The following is a 19,544-nucleotide window of genomic DNA, read 5'->3' as shown; positions in this document are numbered from 1 at the left end:
CACGCCGTCGCAACACCGAAGGACACCACTACCGTGCACACGAACTCGCAAGCCCCCAGCCCCGCGACCACCATCGCAGAGCGCCTGAGTGGAGGCGAGCCCTACATCATCACCTTCGGAGGCCAGGCCACCCCCTGGCGCCAGACGCTGGCCGACCTGGTCTCCCTGGACCACGCCCTGGCCGATGACGTCGTGGCGGTCGACCGGGCCGTGGCCGAGCGCCTGGCCCCTGTATCCACCGATCTGCTCACCGTGACCCCGCGCGGCTCGCGACTCCTGGACGACGAGGCCGCCCCGGTCGCGCCCCAGCACCGCACCGCCGCCGACGGCGCCGACGTCTCCGTTCCCGGCATCCTCATGGCCCAGCACGCGGCCCTGGCCTCCCTGCCCGGCGCCGGTATCGACCCGACCGCCCACACCCCGGTGGGCGCCATCGGCCACTCCCAGGGTGTCCTGGGTGTCAGCCTGCTCCAGGCCGTGCAGACCGGTGACCGCGAGAGCGTCATCGAGGTTCACGCCATCGCCCGCCTCATCGGCGCAGCGGCCACCCGCACCACCCGTCGCCTCGACCTGGGCACGGTGGGGGAGTCCACTCCCATGCTCTCAGTCCGTGGTGTGACCCGCAGCGTGCTCGACGCGGTCCTGGCCCGGGTCCCCGGCGCCGAGAGGATCTCCGTGGGCGTGACCAACGGCCGTCAGGCGCACATCCTCTCGGGGCGCCCAGCCGACCTCGAAGGCGTCGTCACCGCTCTGGAGGCCGCTGCCGCCCGCAGCGCCAAGGCCCGCAAGGACCGTCGTCGCGGTGGCGCCGTGCTGGCCCCGGTCACCGAGTTCCTCACCACCTCGGTCCCCTTCCACACCCCGCTGCTCGCCGGTGCCGTCGACGACGTCGCCGCCTGGGCAGCTGCCTGCGGCCTGAACGAGAAGCTCGCCCGTGAGCTGGCCACCGCCGTGCTCATCGACCCGGTCGACTGGCCCGGCCTGGTCACCGGCGCCCTCGGGACCGGATCGGCCGACCCGGTGCGCACCGTCCTGGACCTGGGACCGGGCAACGTCCTGGTCCGTCTCACCGAGGGCGTCGTGGCCGGTACCGGTACCACCGTCGTGCCCGCGGGGACCGCCAAGGCCATTGACGACCTCGACCGCGCCGGCGCGGCCCCCCGGCCCGGCGTCGACCGCTCCCGCTTCGCCCCGCGCATCACCCGCCTGCCCGACGGCCGCCTCACCCTGGACACCGCCTTCACCCGCTTGACCGGACGCAGCGCGGTGCTTCTGGCGGGAATGACCCCCACCACCGTGGATCCCGCCATCGTGGCGGCCGCCGCCAACGCCGGCTACTGGGCCGAGCTCGCCGGTGGGGGTCAGACCACCCCTGCCGTCCTGACCGAGAACCTCGAGGGCCTGGAGAAGGCGCTCGAACCGGGGCGCACCGCGGCCTTCAACGCCATGTTCATGGACCGCTACCTGTGGAACCTGCACCTGGGGACCCAGCGCCTGCTGTCCAAGGCCCGCGCCGGGGGCGCCCCCATCGACGGCATCACCATCTCCGCCGGGATCCCCGAGCTCGAGGAGGCCACCGCCCTGCTCGAGCGCCTGCACGCCGAGGGCTTCCCCTACATCGCCTTCAAGCCCGGCACCGTGGACCAGATCCGTCAGGTCCTGGCCATTGCTCGCGCCGTGCCCGACAGCCCCGTCATCATCCAGATCGAGGACGGGCACGCCGGTGGCCATCACTCGTGGGAGGACCTGGACACCATGCTCCTGGCCACCTACGACGCCATCCGCGCCGTGAGCAACGTGGTCCTTGTCGTCGGCGGCGGCATCGGCACGCCCACCCGCGCGGCCGACTACCTCACCGGCCGCTGGGCCGAGGCCTACGGCACGGCCGCCGCGCCCGTCGACGGCGTCATGATCGGCACCGCCGCCATGACCTGCCTGGAGGCCAAGACCAACGACGACGTCAAGCAGCTCCTCGTCGACACCCCCGGGATCCCCGAGGACTCCGGGGTCGAGGGCGGCTGGGTGGCCTCCGGGGAGTCCATCGGCGGCATGACCTCCGGGCTGTCCCACCTGCGTGCCGACCTCTACGAGATCGACAACTCCTCGGCCCGGGCCTCCCGCCTCATCCAGGAGCTCGCCGGGGACGAGGCCGCCATGGCCGCACGTCGCCAGGAGATGATCGACGCCCTGGCCAAGACCGCCAAGCCCTACTTCGGTGACGTCGAGGAGATGACCTACCTTGAGTGGGCCACCCGCTACGCCGAGCTGTGCGTCGCCCCCCACGAGGGTCGCTCCGCGACCCGCGCCGACTGGGCCGACGAGGGCTGGTACGACCGCTTCATCGACCTGCTGCACCGCATCGAGGCCCGTCTGAGCCAGGCTGACCACGGCGAGATCCCCACGCTCTTCGCCGACTACGACGCCGTCATCGACTCCGACGCCGCCCTGGCCGCCCTGGCCGAGCGCTACCCGTCGGCCGCCTCCACCCTCGTGGAGCCAGTCGACGCCGCCTGGTTCGTCGACCTGTGCCGCAAGCACCCCAAGCCCGTGCCCTTCGTGCCCGTGGTCGACGCCGACATCCTGCGCTGGTGGGGAACCGACTCCCTGTGGCAGTCCCAGGACCCGCGCTACACCGCTGACCAGGTGCGCATCATCCCCGGTCCCGTCGCCGTGGCCGGCATCACCACCATCAACGAGCCGGTCGGCGAGCTGCTGGGCCGCTTCGAGACCGCCGCCGTCGAGGCCCTTCAGGAGTCCGGCACGGACGAGCAGGAGGCCGCCGGCCGTCTGGGCGCCGCCCCCGCCGTGGCCGACGGTGTCCTGGCGGCCCCCGTGGCCGATGCCAAGGAGCTCGTCCAGGTGGCCCCCCACGTCCTGTGGAACGGCCACCTGACGGTCAATCCCGCCACCGTCCTGGCCGACGACGCCTACAACGTCGTCGCCCGCCCGGACGTCGCCGAGGACGCCTACGACCTCGACATCCGCCTCGACACCCACTGGGACGACACTCCCGGCGGAGACAAGATCCACGCCGTGCGCCGCCTCGTGGTGCCGCTGCGACTGGCCCGCGCCTGGGACGGCGCCGCCCCACTGGTCGACCCCGAGCGCATCAGCGAGACGATGAACGACCTGCTGCGCGCCACCGCCGGCGTGGGTGCCGTGTCCATCACGGGCGACGAGGTCGACCACCTGCCTGAGGTCCGTGCCGCACGGCCCGGTGCCACGGACGTCCTGGGGCGTCCCACCACCCAGCCCTTCGGCACCATCCACGGCTCCTTCACTCTGGCGAGCACCCTGGGCCACGACCACGCCTCAGTGACGGCCGATGCCCTGCCTGCGGACCTGTCTGCCGCTCCCTTCGTGCCCGACGCCCTGCTCGGCCCCTGCTGGCCGGTGGTCTACGCCGCCCTGGGCAGCGTCGTCGAGGACGGCATGCCGCTCATCGAGGGCCTGCTCGGCGCCGTCCACCTGGACCACACCATCGACCTGCACCTCACCCTCCACCAGCTGCAGGAGGCCGCGGCCACGACCAGCCCCACGATCAACGTCACCGGCTGGGTCGCGGCGCTGGAGGAGTCCAGTGCCGGTCGCGTCGTCGACGTGCGCCTGGAGCTGACCGACGCCGGCGACGGCACCATCGTGGCACTCATGCGCGAGCGCTTCGCCATCCGCGGTCGCGCCTCCGGCAACGCCGTGCCCAGCGCCCCTGAGCTGGCCGGCGGCACCGGCCGCGAGACGGCCCCGGCCGCACGTCGCATCCTGCGCCGAACCACCGTTACCGCGCCTGCGGACATGACGGCCTTCGCCCGGGTCACCGGTGACTTCAACCCGATCCACACCTCCTACAACGCCGCTCACGTGGCCGGTATGGAGGCCCCTCTCGTTCACGGCATGTGGCTGTCGGCCACCGCCCAGCAGGTGGCGGCCTCCACCGCGGCCGACGGCTCGCGCCACGTCCTGGCCGGATGGACCTACGTCATGACCGGTCCGGTGGAGCTGAGCGACGACGTCGAGATCACCGTGGAGCGCACCGGCCTGGTGGTCGGCGGCGGCTACGTCCTGGAGGTCGTCTGCCGCATCAACGGCGAGGTCGTCTCCCGCGGCACCGCCGTGACGACGCCCGAGCCCACCGCCTACGTCTACCCCGGCCAGGGCATCCAGGCCCCCGGCATGGGTCTGGACGAGATGAACTCCTCCAAGGCCGCGCGGGAGATCTGGGAGCGCGCCGACTCCCACACCCGCGCCGAGCTGGGCTTCTCCGTCATCAACCTGGTGCGCGACAACCCCACTGAGATGACCGCCCGCGGTGTCACCTACCGTCACCCCGAGGGCCTGCTCAACCTCACCCAGTTCACCCAGGTGGCCCTGGCCACCGTGGCCATGGCGACCACTGCGCGCCTGGCCGAGGCCGGTGCCCTCGTGGACGGCGCCGCCTTCGCCGGCCACTCCCTGGGCGAGTACACGGCGCTGAGCGCCTACGGGCGCGTCATGCCCGTGGAGACGACCATCTCGATCGTCTTCCAGCGCGGCTCCACCATGCACTCGCTGGTGCCCCGTGACGCCGACGGCGCCTCGAACTACCGTATGGGCGCCCTGCGCCCCAACCAGGCGGGGATCAAGGCCGACGAGGTCGAGGACTACGTGCAGTCGATCTCCCAGGAGACCGGCGAGTTCCTCCAGATCGTCAACCACAACCTGGCCGGCGTCCAGTACGCCGTGGCCGGCACGATCAAGGGCCTGGACGCCCTGGCCGCCGACGCCCGTGCCAAGGCCAAGGCCCGCGGGGGCAAGAACCCCTTCATGTTCGTGCCCGGCATTGACGTGCCCTTCCACTCCGAGGTGCTGCGCCCCGGCGTGCCGGAGTTCCGTGGCCGCCTGCTCGAGCTCGTCCCCGACGACCTGGACGTCGCACGCCTCGTGGGCCACTACGTGCCCAACCTCGTGGCCAGACCCTTCGCCCTGACCCAGGACTTCGCCCGCTCGATCCTCGAGGTCGTGCCCTCCGAGCCCGTCGAGGAGATCCTGGCCGACTGGGACTCCTGGGTGAAGCGCCCCACGGAGCTGGCCCGCATTCTGCTCGTCGAGCTCCTGGCCTGGCAGTTCGCCTCCCCGGTGCGCTGGATCGAGACCCAGGAGGTCCTGCTGTCCTCCCCGAGTGAGGGCGGTCTGGGGATCGAGCACATCGTCGAGGTGGGCCTGGCCAATTCGCCCACCCTGGCGAACCTGGCCACCAACACCCTGCGTCTGCCCCAGCACGCCGGGCGCCACGTCACCGTGCACAACGCTCGTCGCGACGAGGCCCGGGTCCTGGCCACCGACACCGACCCGGCCGTCGAGCTCACCGAGCCGGACTTCGATGTTCCGGCCGCCGAGGAGGCGGCTGCTGAGGCCGCTGCTCCCGCGCAGACCGCCGCGGCCGAGCAGGCCCCTGCTCCTTCGGCTGAGGCCGCGCCCGCTCCGGCTGCTCCGGCCGCCGGCGGACCGGTGGACGACCTCCCCTTCGGTGCGACCGACGCCCTGACGGTGCTCCTGGCCCACGCCTCGCGCATCCGTCCTGAGCAGATCGGCGCCACTGACACCACCGAGACACTCACCAACGGAGTCTCCTCGCGTCGTAACCAGCTCCTCATGGACCTGGGCACCGAGCTCGAGCTCGCCTCCATCGATGGCGCCGCTGACGCCGACATGACGGCCCTGGCCGCCACGGTCGCCAAGGGCGCCCCCGGTTACAAGGCCTTCGGTCCTGTCCTCACCGAGGCCATCCGAGTGGGGCTGGGTCGCCTTCTGGGCCCCTCCGGCGTGCGCGCCTCCCGTATCGCCGACCGCGTCACCGGCACCTGGGGCCTGGGGCAGGGGTGGGTCTCCCACGTGACCGCCGCGCTGTTCCTGGGCACCCGGGAGGGCGCCTCGATGCGCGGCGAGGACCTGGCCTCCCTGGGGTCCTCGGCCCCGCTGACCAGCGCGAGCGCCGTGGACGCCCTCATCGACTCCGCCGTCCAGGCCGTCGCCGCAGACCATGGCGTGACCGTCGCCAAGCCGAGTGCCGGCGGCGCCGGGGGCGCCGTGGTCGACTCCGCGGCCCTGGATGCCTTCGCCCAGAGCGTCACCGGCGATGAGGGCGTCCTGGCCACCACGGCCCGCACCCTCCTGGACGCCCTGGGCCTGGCCGAGAAGGCCACTGTCCCGGCTGATGCCGACGATGACGCCTCCCGTGCCAGGGCCGCCATGGCTGCCCTGGACGCCGAGCTCGGCGCCGGATGGGTCAAGTCCGTCACCCCGGCCTTCGCCCCCGAGCGCACCGTCCTCATCGACGACCGCTGGGCCACTGCCCGCGAGGACGTCGCCCGCCTCGGCTCCGGCGAGACCGACCTGGACGCCTTCCGCCGGCTCCTGGCCCCCGAGCGCTTCGTGGGCCTGGGACAGGCGGTGGCCGATCACGCCACCTGGTGGGCCAAGCAGGTCAAGGCATCCGATCTGGCCGACGGCGCCGAGCGCGCCGCCGTCCTGACCGAGATCGCCCAGGCCGCGCCGAAGGCCCCCCAGGCCGGCGACCCCACGGTGCGCTGGTCCGAGGACGTCGCCGTCGTCACCGGTGTGGCCCCCGGCTCCATCGCGGCGGCCGTCGTCGGAGAGCTTCTGGCCGGTGGCGCCACCGTGGTGGCCACCAGCTCGCGCCTGACCCACGAGCGCCTCGAGTTCGCCACCACCCTGTACCGCGAGCACGCCGCAGCCGGCGCCAAGCTGTGGATGGTTCCCGCGAACCTGTCCTCCTACCGGGATGTCGACGCCCTGGCCGAGTGGATCGGCAACGACCAGGTGGTCACCTCCGGAGGCTCCACCAAGGTCGTCAAGGAGGCCCTGGTTCCCACCCTCCTGTTCCCCTTCGCCGCACCGCGCGTCTCGGGCACACTGGCTGACGCCGGCCCCACGGCCGAGTCCCAGACCCGCCTGCTGCTGTGGTCGGTGGAGCGCACCATTGCCGCCCTGAGCGCCATCGGCACCGACACCCACGTCGACCACCGCCTGCACGTGGTCCTGCCCGGCTCCCCGAACCGGGGCACCTTCGGCGGTGACGGCGCCTACGGCGAGGTCAAGTCCGCCCTGGACGCGATCGTCAACCGCTGGTCGTCGGAGCGGGCCTGGGCCCAGCGCGTCACTCTGGCCCACCCCCGTATCGGCTGGGTCAAGGGCACCGGCCTCATGGGCGGTAACGACCCGCTCGTCGCCGCCGTCGAGGCAGCCGGGGTGCGCACCTGGACCACGGAGGAGATCGCCTCCGAGCTCACCGACCTGTGCACCACCGCGGTGCGCACCCAGGCGGCCCAGGCCCCGGTGAACGCCGACCTCACCGGGGGACTGGGCGACGACATCGACCTGGTGGCGCTGCGTGAGAACGCCGCTGCACAGGCCGCCGCGCCCACCGAGGAGACCGAGGCCCCGGCCGTCATCAAGGCCCTGCCCACCCCGGTGGTCCCGACTCAGCCCACCGCCCCCCAGTGGGGCGAGGTGAGCGCCGACCTCGACGACCTGGTCGTCATCATCTCCACCGGAGAGGTCTCCACCTGGGGATCGGGCCGTACGCGCCGCGAGGCCGAGCTGGGCATGAGCGGCGGGGAGGACGTCGACCTGACCGCCGCCGGCGTCCTCGAGCTCGCCTGGGGCATGGGGCTGCTCACCTGGCAGGACAGCCCCAAGGCCGGCTGGTACGACGCCGACGGGGAGATGGTCGAGGAGTCCGACATCCTGGACCGCTACCGCGACGAGGTCGTGGCCCGCTGCGGTATCCGCGAGTTTGTCGACGACGGCGTCATCGCGCCGATCGCCGACGAGGAGGTCACCGTCTACCTCGACCGCGACATCACCCTGTCGGTTCCCGATGAGGCCACGGCCCGCACCATTGAGTCCTCCGACCCCGAGCACACGCTCGTGGTTCCCGACGCCGAGACCGGAGAGTGGACCGTCACCCGCCTGGCCGGCTCACTGGCCCGGGTGCCGCGCCGCGCCGCACTGTCCCGCACGGTCGGCGGCCAGTTCCCGCGCGACTTCGACCCGGAGCGCTGGGGCATCCCCGCCTCGATGACCCAGGGCATGGATCCGATCGCCTCCTGGAACCTGGTCACCGCCGTCGACGCCTTCCTGTCGGCCGGCTTCACCCCGGCCGAGCTCCTCAAGGCCGTCCACCCCTCCGACGTGGCCTCCACGCAGGGCACCGGGTTCGGCGGCATGGAGTCGATGCGCAAGATGTTCGTCGGCCGGTTCCTGGGGGAGGAGCGTCCCAGCGACATCCTCCAGGAGGCCCTGCCCAATGTCGTGGCCGCCCACGTCATGCAGTCCTACATCGGCGGCTACGGCGCCATGGTCCAACCGGTGAGCGCCTGCGCCACCGCGGCGGTCTCCATCGAGGAGGGCTGGGACAAGATCGCCCTGGGCAAGGCCGACGTCGTCGTGGCCGGCGCCATCGACGACATCTCGATCGAGTCCGTCGTCGGCTTCGGCAACATGAACGCCACGGCGGAGGCCGCGGCCATGCGCGCCAAGGGCATCTCCGACCGTCACTTCTCCCGTGCCAACGACCGCCGTCGCGGCGGATTCGTGGAGGCCGAGGGAGGCGGCACGGTGATCCTGGCCCGTGGCTCAGTGGCGGCCCGGATGGGCCTGCCGGTGGCCGGCGTGGTCGGTTTCGTCTCCTCCTACGCCGACGGCGCCCACACCTCGATCCCGGCACCTGGACTGGGCGCCCTAGGCGCCGGCCGCGGCGGGCGCAGCTCGCGCCTGGCCAAGGCCCTGGCGGCCCTGGGTGTGGAGGCCGACGACATCGCGCTGGTCTCCAAGCACGACACCTCCACCGGTGCCAACGACCCCAACGAGTCCGAGCTGCACACGCGTCTGGCGCGCGCACTGGGACGCTCCGAGGGCAACTCGCTGGTGGCGGTCTCGCAGAAGACCATCACCGGTCACGCCAAGGGCGGTGCCGCCGTCTTCCAGGTCGCGGGTCTGACCGAGATTCTCGCCTCCGGCGTGGCTCCCGGTAACGCCTCCCTGGACGTCGTCGACGCCCCACTGGCCAAGGACGCCTTCTGGGTGTGGCCACGCAGGCCCATCCGTCTGGCCGGCCGTGGCGGCAAGGACGGGCGTGTCCCCGGTGCCGGCCCGGTGCGAGCCGGTCTGCTGACCTCGCTGGGCTTCGGACACGTCTCCGGTCTCATCGCGATCGTCCACCCCGGTGCCTTCGAGGCCGCACTGCGTCAGGCCGAGGGGCAGAAGGCGGTTGACGCCTGGCTGGCCTCCGCCAACGCCCGCCTGGCCGCCGGTACCCGACGCCGTCGTGCCGGCATGATCGGCCGGGCCCCGCTGTTCGAGCAGGTCCAGGGTCGGCGCCTGGGGGAGGAGTCCAAGCAGCGCGACCCGCATGAGGTCGAGGCCGCCATGCTGCTCGACCCCGAGGCTCGCCTGGGCTCCGACGGCGCCTACCACGCCGGCGAGTGAGCTCATCACGATAGCAGGCAGGGCCGGTTCTACAGACGATGGATACCGTCTGTAGAACCGGCCCTGTTTGGCTCACATGGAATTATCAAAGGAATTGCGTAATTGATTCGTAAGTTTTACTTCATGAGGATTCCATCATGACGGAGCCGCAGTTTCCGGACGTGCCGAAGACATTCCCCGGTTCAACCGTTCTGACGGTGGGCACAGACCTGGTGCACGTTCCTGGTTTCTCCACCCAGCTCGATCAGCCCGGCACAGTCTTTGCACAACGCGTCTTCACTGCGCGCGAGCTCCGCGAGGCTCAGCGTCGCTCGCAGGAGAGGGGATCGATCCCGGCCCAGCACCTGGCTGCTCGGTGGGCGGCCAAGGAGTCTTTCATCAAGGCCTGGAGCCAGGCACACGTTCTTTGCGCAAAAAGTCGCGGGACGAGTACTTCTCCGGTTATCCTGGCCGAGGACGTCGACTGGCGTGAGATCGAGGTTGTCACCGATCGGTGGGGCCGTCCTTCTTTACGTCTGAGCGGCACCGTTGCCCACGCTGTTGAGCGCAGCCTCGGAGAGGAGGTATCGACCCCAGGGTGTTGGCCGGTTTCCTTGAGCCATGACGGTGACTACGCCATGGCCATCGTCCTTCACGTGCGTTGAGTCGTGCCCACACAGAAGGAACGATGAAGAAACCTCGACCATGATGCTATGAGCGGTCACTGCTGCCCGTCATGTCATGCCACGTACGGATTTCCGAGTCATCCGCGGTGCTTGTCTGTCACTCATGGTCACGCCATCAGGAACATCAACGACGAGCCGCGATATACCGCGTACTGCCGACCTGGATCATTCAAGAGACCCCACGAGTCCTTTCTCCAGTGGCAGCAGCGGTATGTCTCCCCTCTGACTGACGTGAGGACATATTGATGACTGCCACTACCTATCAAGCCATCGCGATGATCGTCTATTTCGTGGCGATGCTCGCCATCGGGGGCTGGGCCTATCTACGAACAGACAATTTCGACGACTACATGCTCGCCGACCGCGACCTCAATCCCTGGGTGGCGGCGCTGTCGGCGGGAGCCTCGGACATGTCGGGGTGGCTGCTGATGGGGCTGCCGGGAACCCTGTACGCCAGCGGCCTGGTCGAGGGGTGGATCGCCGTCGGGCTGACGATCGGGGCCCTGGCGAACTGGCTGCTGGTGGCTCCTCGACTGCGTGCTTACACCGAGGTCGCCAACAACTCCATCACGGTCCCCAGCTTCCTGGACAACCGTCTCCACGACACGCACCGGTTGCTGCGGTGCTCCAGTGGTCTCATCATTCTGGTCTACTTCACCTTCTACGTCTCCTCCGGGATGGTCGCCGGTGGCCGTTTCTTCGAGTCGTCCTTCGATATGGACTACCGTCTCGGCATGGTCATCGTCGCCGCGATCACCGTGGTCTACACGCTCATCGGCGGGTTCCTGGCCGTGTCCTACACCGACTTCGTCCAGGGAGTCATGATGGTGACCGCCCTGGTCATGGTGCCCGTCGCAGGGGTCATTCGGCTCGGGGGACTGACCAACCTGACCAAGGCCGTCTCCGAGGTCGACCCTCACTACTGGGCCATCTGGGGCCCGACGTCAACGCTGCTCGGCCTTGTCTCGGCACTGGCCTGGGGCCTGGGGTACTTCGGTCAGCCGCACATCATCGTCCGGTTCATGGCCATCCGCAGTCCCAAGGAGGCTGTGGCCGGCGGCACCATCGGGATCGGCTGGATGCTCTTCGCGGTGCTCGGCGCAGCCGGTACCGCCATTGTCGGCGTGGCCACGTACCAGCACGACAAGAAGCAGCTGGCCGACCCGGAGACCGTCTTCATCACGCTGGGCAAGCTGCTCTTCCACCCATTGGTCGCCGGATTCATGCTGGCAGCCATTCTCGCCGCCATCATGTCGACGATCTCCTCCCAGCTGCTCGTCACCTCCTCAGCGCTCATCGAGGACCTGTACGGCTCTTTCGCCCGAACCCGTACGGATAAAATCAGTGGCAACCGCATGGTGCTCTACTCGCGCATGGCGGTTTTCGCCATCGCCCTGGTCGCGGCAGTCATGGCCTGGAACCCCAGTAAAACAATCCTCGACCTCGTGGCCTTCGCCTGGGCCGGTTTCGGGGCCTCCTTCGGACCGACCATTCTGCTGTCGCTGTACTGGAAGCGCTTGAGCGCCATGGGAGCCTTCGCCGGAATGATCACCGGGGCCGTCGTCGTCATGATCTGGGGAAACGTCTCCGGCGGCCCGGGCGGCATCTTCGACCTCTACGAGATCGTGCCCGGATTCCTGGGCAACCTGGCTGTGGCCTGGGCCGTGTCTCGCACGAGTCAGCCCTCCAAGGAGATCTCCGAGGAGTTCGACGCCGCCGTCACCGCCTCACGCGCGTAGCCGGGCAGGGTAGCTGGACAGTGCTGCAGGCATGAGGATCGTCGTTGCACCCGACTCCTTCAAGGAGTCCATGACCGCCGTGCAGGCCGCTCGGGCCATGGCGGTCGGGGTGCGGGATGCCCTGCCCACGTGCCTGGTCGATCAGGTTCCCGTCTCCGACGGCGGAGAGGGCTTCGCCGAGGCCGTCACCGCCGCCTGGGACGCCTCATGGCAGGAGGTGACCACGGTTGACGCCCTGGGCCGGCCACGGACGGCGGGCTTCGGACGCGACAGCGACCGGGCCGTCATCGACCTGGCGTCCAGTGTCGGACTGGAGCACATCGTTCCGGGAGAACGGGACGTCATGCGCTCCTCGACCATTGGGCTGGGACATGTCATCGCGGCCGCAGTAGACGCCGGTGCCCGCTCACTGCTCATCGGACTGGGCGGGTCGGCCTCCAACGACATGGGCCTGGGGATGCTTGTCGCGCTGGGCGCCCGTTGCCTGGACGAACGGGGAGGCGAGGTGGAGCCGGTACCCGCCGAGTTCTCTCGCATCCGGCGGATCGAGGCCGAGCCGGCTCGCCGTCGCCTTGAGGGTGTGGGCATCACAGTGGCCGGTGACGTGACGAATCCACTCACGGGTCCCCACGGCGCGGCAGTCGTCTTCGGCCCGCAGAAGGGACTGGCCGGGCCTGCGATCACATGGGTCGACGGCGAGATGACGCGCCTGGCCGCAGTCCTCGGCCTGAGTCACTGGACCTGCCGCCCGGGCACCGGGGCGGCAGGTGGCACCGCCTTCGCACTGGCTGCTGTTCTCGGGGCGGAGCTTGCCACCGGCATCGATCATCTGGCTCGCGTCGTCGGGCTACGTGAGCGGCTGGAGGAGGCTGACCTGCTGCTGACGGGGGAGGGGGCCGTCGATGGGCAGTCCCTGGACGGCAAGGCGGTCAGCGGAGTGCTCCGCCTGGCCTGCGAGTGCGGGGTGCCATCCATCGTCTTCGCCGGACGGGTCAGGGTCGATGCCGAGGCTCTGCGGCGTCTGAGTGATCTGGGAGCCCAGGGCATCATCCAGATCTCCGATCCTTCAGAGGCATTGGAGACCTCTCTCAGGAAGGGCCCGGATCATCTGCGCCGGGCGGTTGCGGACACCGTGCGTCACTGTTCTGCTGGTGGTGACCGGCTCGACACACTCTGAATGACGTCCTGTGAGCGCACGCACAGCCATTGAGAAGCTCCAAGTATCGTCATGGGACGATTGCGTTGTATCCTTACCGGCAGCAACGTGCTCCGGGGTCGGTGAAAGTCCGAACCGGCGGTAACAGTCCGCGACCCGCTCGTGCCATGGCAGCGTCAAGCAGCCCGGGGACCAGCGGTTGAGCCGGTGGAACTCCGGCACCGACGGTGAGAGTCCGGATGGGAGGATGCGCGTGGCGCCCGGCGGGGAGACCCGCAGTTCGAGACAACGTACCGATCTCACGGACGGCCGTGGGCTCACCGGATCTTGGACTTGACGAGCGCCCAGCACGTGTGTGCGCCGACCGACGGCGTGCAGGCGGACCCCGGTGCAGCCGGGAGCGCTCGTTCCCGGAAGGACCCGGGAGGACACCGTCGTGTACAGCCCCAGCCCCGTCGGCAAGGCCTCGCGCTTCCACGCTTCCCCCGCCGAGCCGCCCAGTGACGTTCCGGAGCCGTCGACGTCCTCGGCCTCGTCGATGACCTCCCCGTCAGAGTCATTCTCAGAGTCGCTGCCCAGACCTTCGGCTCGTCGTCGGCGCCGCATCCGCGCTGCTGAGCGGAGCGGGCCATTGCCCGCTGTCGTCCTGGGAACGGCACTGCTCATCATCTGGCAGCTCGTCGCCGGATCGGGCGCCGTCCCCGAGATCTTCCTACCCAGCCCCTGGGCGGTCGTCACCCGCCTGTGGCTGAACCTCACTCAGGCCGGGCTGGGGTGGAGAGCCTGGATCACGCTGCGTGAGGCCCTCCTCGGCTGTCTCCTGGCCGCCGTATTCGCTCTGCCCCTGGCCTGGGCCCTGTACCGCTGGCGGCTGTTCTCCCGAACCGTCCTGCCCTATGTCGCTGCGAGTCAGGCGGTTCCCGGCATCGCCGTCGCGCCCCTCATGGTTCTGTGGATCGGTTACGGAGCTCTTCCCATCGTGGTCCTGTGCGCCTTCATGGTCTTCTTCCCCATCACCATCACGGTGCTCCTGGGGCTGCGCAGTCTGGACGCCGACGTCATGGACGCCGCCCGGCTCGACGGCGCTCATGGCCTGAGCATGCTCATCCACATGGAGCTTCCGATGGCCCTGCCGGCCATCTACACCGGGTTGCGTACCGGTTTCACCCTGTCAGTGACCGGTGCGGTCGTCGGCGAGCTCATCATGGGCGGCGAGGGCCTGGGGACCGTGCTCTCCACGCAGCAGAGCCGGGGCGACACCACCGGCGTATTCGCCACCATCACGCTCCTGTGCGTGCTGGCCACATCCATCCACTGGGTGCTCCACGAGCTCGAGCGACGCAGCCGCACTGTGGACGCCCTACGAGGCCGACGCGCCACCTGAGCCCTGCGCGGCGCCCGCTTCCCACCCCTCCGACACAAGGAAACTCCTCATCATGGCTATCTCTCACCACATCGTCTCCCAGTCATTCCTCTCGCGTCGCCGGCTGTTGGCAGGGGGCCTGGCGCTCACCGGCGCCGGAGCACTCGCCGCCTGCTCCTCGGGGACCGCCAGCCGCGCGGCGTCGGCCTCGGCGGCCGGAGGCGCACTGACCATCGGCCTGACCTACACGCCGAACATCCAGTTCGCCCCCTTCTACATGGCTAAGAAGGACGGGACATACGCCGCGAACGTGACGCTGCACCACCACGGGGCGCAGGACGGCCTCTTCGACGCCCTCCAGAGCGGCCAGGAGCAGCTCGTCGTCGCCGGCGCCGACGAGGCGGTGGTGGCCACCTCCAACGGCTCCGACCTCGTCATCGTGGGTGGCTGCTACCAGTCCTACCCGGCCTGCCTCATCGTCCCGGAGAGCTCCTCGATCAAGGCCCCCGCGGACCTCAAGGGCAAGACCGTCGGCACTCCAGGCCGCAAGGGGGAGACCTGGTACGCCCTCCAGCTGGCCATGTCCGCGGCCTCCCTGACCGAGTCCGACCTGACGATCCAGGACATCGGCTACACCCAGCAGGCGGCGCTCGTCGGCGGCAAGGTCGACGCCGTCGTCGGCTTCTCCAACAACGACGCGATCCAGATCCGCCAGGCCGGAACCCCCGTGCGTACCATCCAGGTCGCCGACCGGATCCCCCTCGTGGGCGTCTCGCTGGTGACGACCCGATCCCTGCTGGACTCCCGTCACCAGGACCTCGAGAGCGTCGTCAAGGCCTCGATCAAGGGCATGACCGCCTTCGTCAAGGACCCCGACGCGGCGGTCGAGGCCACCAAGGACCACATGGACGACCTCAAGGTGGATCAGACGCAGGCGAAGCGCGCCCGCGAGGTCGCCGTGGCCACCGGCAAGCTGGTCAGCGGCGACGGCAGCCACCCCATTGGTTCGGTGCGGGTCGACGACGTCGCCGCCATGATCGAGTTCCTCACCTCCCACAAGCTCCTGGGCGACAAGAAGACGCCCAAGGCCGCTGAGGTGTGCGTTCCCCTGGGGCAGTAAGTACACGGGTGTCAGGGGCGCGCCGTCGTCTCAGGAGTCAATCAAACGGCTCGTCAGCTGGGGACGGCCACAGGCATCGCGCTGTGCACCGCCCTTTTCACCGCCTTCGGCGCTTACGCCCCTGGTGAGAGATTCACCGCCGGACTCGTCCCAGCGCTGGGCGCCTGCACGGTTTTGCTGGTAGCGGCCACAGCACTTGTCATTGCCATGCCTCGCGGCTATCTACAGCCGGCAGGCCAGCAGTGAGGAGACGAGGATGGCGCGCGCCCCGACCTCGTAGAGCTCGTCCATGACCCGGTTCATGTCCGCCCGTGGGACCATGGCGCGCACCGCCACCCAGTCGGGATTCTGCAGCGGGGAGACGGTGGGGGACTCGATGCCGGGAGTGAGTGCCGCTGCCAGGTGCAGCTTGTTCATGGGGATGTCGTAGTCCACGAGCACGTAGGCACGGGCGCGCAGCACCCCCTCCAGACGCCGCACGAGCGTGGCCAGACCGGGCTCTCCGCGGAACTGCTCGGTGGTGATGAGTACGGCCTCGCTGACGAGTATCGGGTCCCCGAAGGTCTCCAGTCCGGCCGCCCGCAGCGTTGTGCCGGTCTCGACGACGTCTGCGATGAGGTCGGCCACGCCCAGCTGGACGGAGGACTCCACGGCACCGTCGAGGTGAACGGTCTGGGCCTCCACGCCCCGGGAGGCCAGGTAGCTGCGCACCAGGACGTCGTAGGAGGTGGCCACACGGCGCCCGGCGACGTCGGCCAGGGAGCTCATCGTGCCCTTGGGGGCGGCGAAGCGGAAGGTGGAGCGGGCGAAGCCCAGGGGCAGGTGCTCGACGGCGTCGACCCCGGAGTCCAGGAGCAGGTCGCGGCCGGTGATGCCGGCGTGCACGGTGCCCTGACCGACGTAGACGGCGATGTCGCGCGGACGCAGGAAGAACAGCTCGACGTCGTTGGCCTCGTCGACGAGCACGAGCTCACGGCCCGTGCGGCGGGTGCGGTAGCCCGCCTCGGAGAGCATGGTGATGGCGGGATCGGACAGGGATCCCTTGTTCGGGACGGCGATACGCAGCACGGCGGTTCCTGATCTGTGGTGGGGGAGTCGGGTAGGAGGCATGGGGCCTCGGGACCTACAGGTAGCGGTAGACGTCCTGGAGGCTGTAGCCCTTTGCGACCATCATGACCTGGGCGTGGTAGAGCAGCTGGCTGATCTCCTCACATGCGGCCTCGTCGGACTCGTGCTCGCAGGCCATCCAGGCCTCGGCGGCCTCCTCGACAAGCTTCTTGCCGATGAAGTGGACCCCGCGGTCCAGCTCCTCCACCGTCCCGGAGCCCTCAGGGCGGGTGGCCGCCTTGTGCTGCAGCTCGCTGAAAAGGTCCTCAAAGGTCTTCATGGGCCTAGGCTATCGGAAAGCCGGTGGGCCACTGACCGACCGTTGGCCTATGACCTGGGTGAGACCCGAGCAGCCCCTCGGTGCTCACCACCGTCGCCACGGGTGGAATCATCCGTCCGAGAACGGTGCGCCGACCCGAGGCGACGGTAGGACTTGACCGGCTGCCCCGGATCGGCTCACTCCCGGGTGGCGGCGCGCCTGGCTCCCAGGACCGCTGCCCCCATCGCCACCGAGCCGATGAGCAGGCTCAGGAGGCCGATCTCCAGCCAGCGTTCGGGGAACTGGTGGGCGACAGCCATCCAGCCCCAGGGTGCCAGGCGCCACAGCCAGGTGGCCGCCATAACGTCGTTGCCGCCGATGAGCAGCCCCATGATGACCAGGATGACGTTGAGGACGATCGCCACGACGATCCGGGTGCTCAGAGCCACCGCCAGGCTGACGGCCGCGATCATGAAGGCCACGGCCGGCATCACGAGGAGCCCGTAGACCGGGCCGGTCACCGCCGGCAGGTTCGGGTCCGTGCGGGTCAGAGTGTCGCCGACGACGGTCACGATCCAGGAGACGACCAGGACCGGGATGAGGAAGAGGGCGCTGAGGACCGCGGCTGAGGTCAGGATCCCACAGGATCCCTGGCGAGTGATGAGGGTGCGCCAGGCGGGCTGGAGGCGTCCCCACACGGTGATGCCGACGAGGGCCGCGGCAACCGGCACTCCCATGAGCTCGAGGAAGCTCTGCCCGTACCCGGGTGGATACACGGTGTGGAGGACACCCAGAAAGGCGAGCAGCAAGGTCGCCAGGACCACCCACACGATCCAGGGCAGGACGCCGGCCATCGCCAGGACGGCGCTTCGCGGCCCGGGAATACGGGCCATGCGGGTGGCAGGCGCAGCACGGAGCTGCGGGGTACTCCGGGGCAGCGACGTCGGAGCCTCCACCGGGGCCTGCTCCGAGACATTCTCCGGCTGAGCGTCGGTGGCCTGTCCGCCGGGAAGCAGGCGTCTGAGCCCGACGACGAACCACGCCGAGGACTCAATACCCCCAGATGTGCCGCCAAGAACGGCCAGGCCGGTACCGGCCAGGGTCAGGGCGGCCGTCAGCAGGAACCCGGGCAGGAGCGGGTAGCCCCACACCGGCGAGTCCGCCTCGAGCAGCACGCTGCTGCCGTGAACCCCCAGCAGGGGCAATGGGACCCTGGCCGTCCAGGCCCACGGGAGCATCCACCAGTCGCTCCGCTCGGCCTGGACCACGCCCATCACGGACCAGACGAAGCCCAGGACAGGCGCGATCCCGACGGCGATGACTCGCAGCACGCGGAAGGCTGCCATGCCCCAGGCGCAGGCCCCGGTGACGACGATCCACATGTAGGTGGCGAACAGCAGGTACCGGTCCCAAGGACCCCAGCCGCTGCCGACGATGAGGGCGTGAACCACCACCGGGGCGACCAGCGCCACCTGGCAGGCCAGCGCGGACAGGCTCAGGACCACGATGCGGGCACCCGCCACCCGGCGCGGCGCGACGGCGCGCCACGCCGTCCCACCCTGACGCCACCGCTGCTCACGCCACTGAGCCATCGCCCCGGTCAGCAGCCCCAGAGGCACAGCGAAGCCCCCGGCATACATATGCATCCACGCCAGAGCATTGCCGTTCCACTGGAGCTCCGCGACCACACCTGAGGAGATCGAGGCGTTCGCCAGGATGATGGTGTGAACGGTGAAGATGAGAGTCGCCCCGATCACGCCCCAGGTGAAGGTGCGCCGACTGCGGGTGACCTCGGCGCGCACCAGGTCCCACAGGCTCACGTACGCGGCGGTGCCGGAGGCGCTCATGCCTGCGCCTCCACCTCAGTGCGGCGCCCACCAGCAGTGACGGCGGCCAGGAAGGCCGCCTCCATGGCCCGTTCGTCGTCGGCGTCGGCGAAGTCGGCCAGCGGACCCTCGTAGACGAGGCGCCCGGTTGCCAGAACCCCGATGTCGTCACTCATGCGGGCGATCTCCCCGAGCTGGTGGCTGGAGACAACGACAGTGCGTCCCTCGTCAGCCAGGTTCCGCACGAGATCGCGCAGCTCGATGATGCCCTGAGGATCCAGTCCGTTCTGGGGCTCATCGAGGATGAGGACCTCCGGATCGGCCAGAAGCGCCATGGCCAGGGACAGGCGTACCTTCATACCCGTGGAGAAGGAGCCGGCGCGCTTCCTACCGATCCCGGCCAGCCCCACACGCTCCAGGAGCGGGGTGATCGTCGCCGGGGAGGTGCCGGTCAGGCGGCAGTGGACGAGCAGATTGCGTCGCGCGGACAGCTGGGGGAAAAGGGCGGGGCCGTTAATGGATGCCCCCACCCGGGCCAGGCTGTGACGGGAGAACGGAGCGCCCTGGATCTCCACACGGCCGGCGTCGGGCTCGAGCAGTCCCAGAGCGATGTTGAAGGCGGTCGACTTACCGGCGCCGTTGAGGCCGAGCAACCCGTAGACACGGCCGGGATAGGCCGACAGGTCGAGGCCGTTGAGCACCTGCTGGCGACCGAAGGACTTCGAGACCCCGGCGAGCCTCAACCCGGCGGCGAGGTCGGTGGCGCGGGCGGGGGAGAAGAGAGGTGATGCCGTAGTGGTGGCTGTGTGGGGAGATGTCATGG

10 protein-coding genes and 1 riboswitch are annotated in these 19,544 nt (G+C 69.8%); of the genes, 6 read left to right on the top strand and 4 right to left on the bottom strand.

Annotated features, from left to right (window positions below; translation table 11 throughout):
- The first annotated feature begins 33 nt into the window (after positions 1–33).
- The 6 genes from RIV12_RS00780 to RIV12_RS00755 all read left to right on the top strand — a co-directional run bounded on the left by RIV12_RS00780 (position 34) and on the right by RIV12_RS00755 (position 15,529).
- Positions 34–9,486 carry a polyketide synthase gene (locus RIV12_RS00780; RefSeq protein ID WP_309321642.1) on the top strand — a complete coding sequence of 3,151 codons (9,453 nt, stop codon included), beginning with the start codon at positions 34–36 and terminating at the stop codon, positions 9,484–9,486.
- A 137-nt stretch (positions 9,487–9,623) separates the two neighbouring features.
- The gene (acpS, locus tag RIV12_RS00775; protein ID WP_309321571.1) at positions 9,624–10,130 is read left to right on the top strand and encodes a holo-ACP synthase AcpS; all 507 of its coding nucleotides are present in this window, start codon (positions 9,624–9,626) and stop codon (positions 10,128–10,130) included.
- Between the two features lie 266 nt (positions 10,131–10,396).
- Positions 10,397–11,890: a sodium/proline symporter PutP gene (gene putP / locus RIV12_RS00770; RefSeq protein ID WP_309321569.1), complete on the top strand. Its 1,494-nt coding sequence runs from the start codon at positions 10,397–10,399 to the stop codon at positions 11,888–11,890.
- A 31-nt stretch (positions 11,891–11,921) separates the two neighbouring features.
- On the top strand, positions 11,922–13,067 hold the full coding sequence (locus RIV12_RS00765) for a glycerate kinase (protein WP_075417522.1): 1,146 nt from the start codon (positions 11,922–11,924) through the stop codon (positions 13,065–13,067).
- Positions 13,068–13,150: 83 nt separating this feature from the next.
- A riboswitch (FMN riboswitch) is annotated at positions 13,151–13,301 on the top strand.
- 133 nt (positions 13,302–13,434) lie between these two features.
- The gene (locus RIV12_RS00760) at positions 13,435–14,430 is read left to right on the top strand and encodes an ABC transporter permease (RefSeq protein WP_075417523.1); all 996 of its coding nucleotides are present in this window, start codon (positions 13,435–13,437) and stop codon (positions 14,428–14,430) included.
- Positions 14,431–14,482: 52 nt separating this feature from the next.
- Positions 14,483–15,529: an ABC transporter substrate-binding protein gene (locus RIV12_RS00755; RefSeq protein WP_075417524.1), complete on the top strand. Its 1,047-nt coding sequence runs from the start codon at positions 14,483–14,485 to the stop codon at positions 15,527–15,529.
- 222 nt (positions 15,530–15,751) lie between these two features.
- Here RIV12_RS00755 and hisG read toward each other — a convergent pair whose 3' ends face one another.
- From hisG to RIV12_RS00735, 4 genes are all read right to left on the bottom strand, one after another.
- The gene (hisG, locus tag RIV12_RS00750; protein WP_075417525.1) at positions 15,752–16,597 is read right to left on the bottom strand and encodes an ATP phosphoribosyltransferase; all 846 of its coding nucleotides are present in this window, start codon (positions 16,595–16,597) and stop codon (positions 15,752–15,754) included.
- Between the two features lie 55 nt (positions 16,598–16,652).
- Positions 16,653–16,916, bottom strand: a complete 264-nt coding sequence (locus RIV12_RS00745) for a phosphoribosyl-ATP diphosphatase (protein ID WP_009232973.1) — start codon at positions 16,914–16,916, stop codon at positions 16,653–16,655.
- Between the two features lie 176 nt (positions 16,917–17,092).
- On the bottom strand, positions 17,093–18,742 hold the full coding sequence (locus RIV12_RS00740) for an ABC-2 family transporter permease (RefSeq protein WP_075417526.1): 1,650 nt from the start codon (positions 18,740–18,742) through the stop codon (positions 17,093–17,095).
- Positions 18,739–19,542, bottom strand: a complete 804-nt coding sequence (locus RIV12_RS00735; RefSeq protein ID WP_075417527.1) for an ABC transporter ATP-binding protein — start codon at positions 19,540–19,542, stop codon at positions 18,739–18,741. Before RIV12_RS00735 ends, RIV12_RS00740 begins: the two co-directional genes overlap by 4 nt.
- Positions 19,543–19,544: the final 2 nt, after the last annotated feature.

It is taken from the genome of Actinomyces stomatis, from assembly GCF_031292835.1.
Classification (GTDB): Bacteria; Actinomycetota; Actinomycetes; order Actinomycetales; family Actinomycetaceae; genus Actinomyces; species Actinomyces stomatis.
This window is presented reverse-complemented; position numbering and strand designations above follow the sequence as displayed.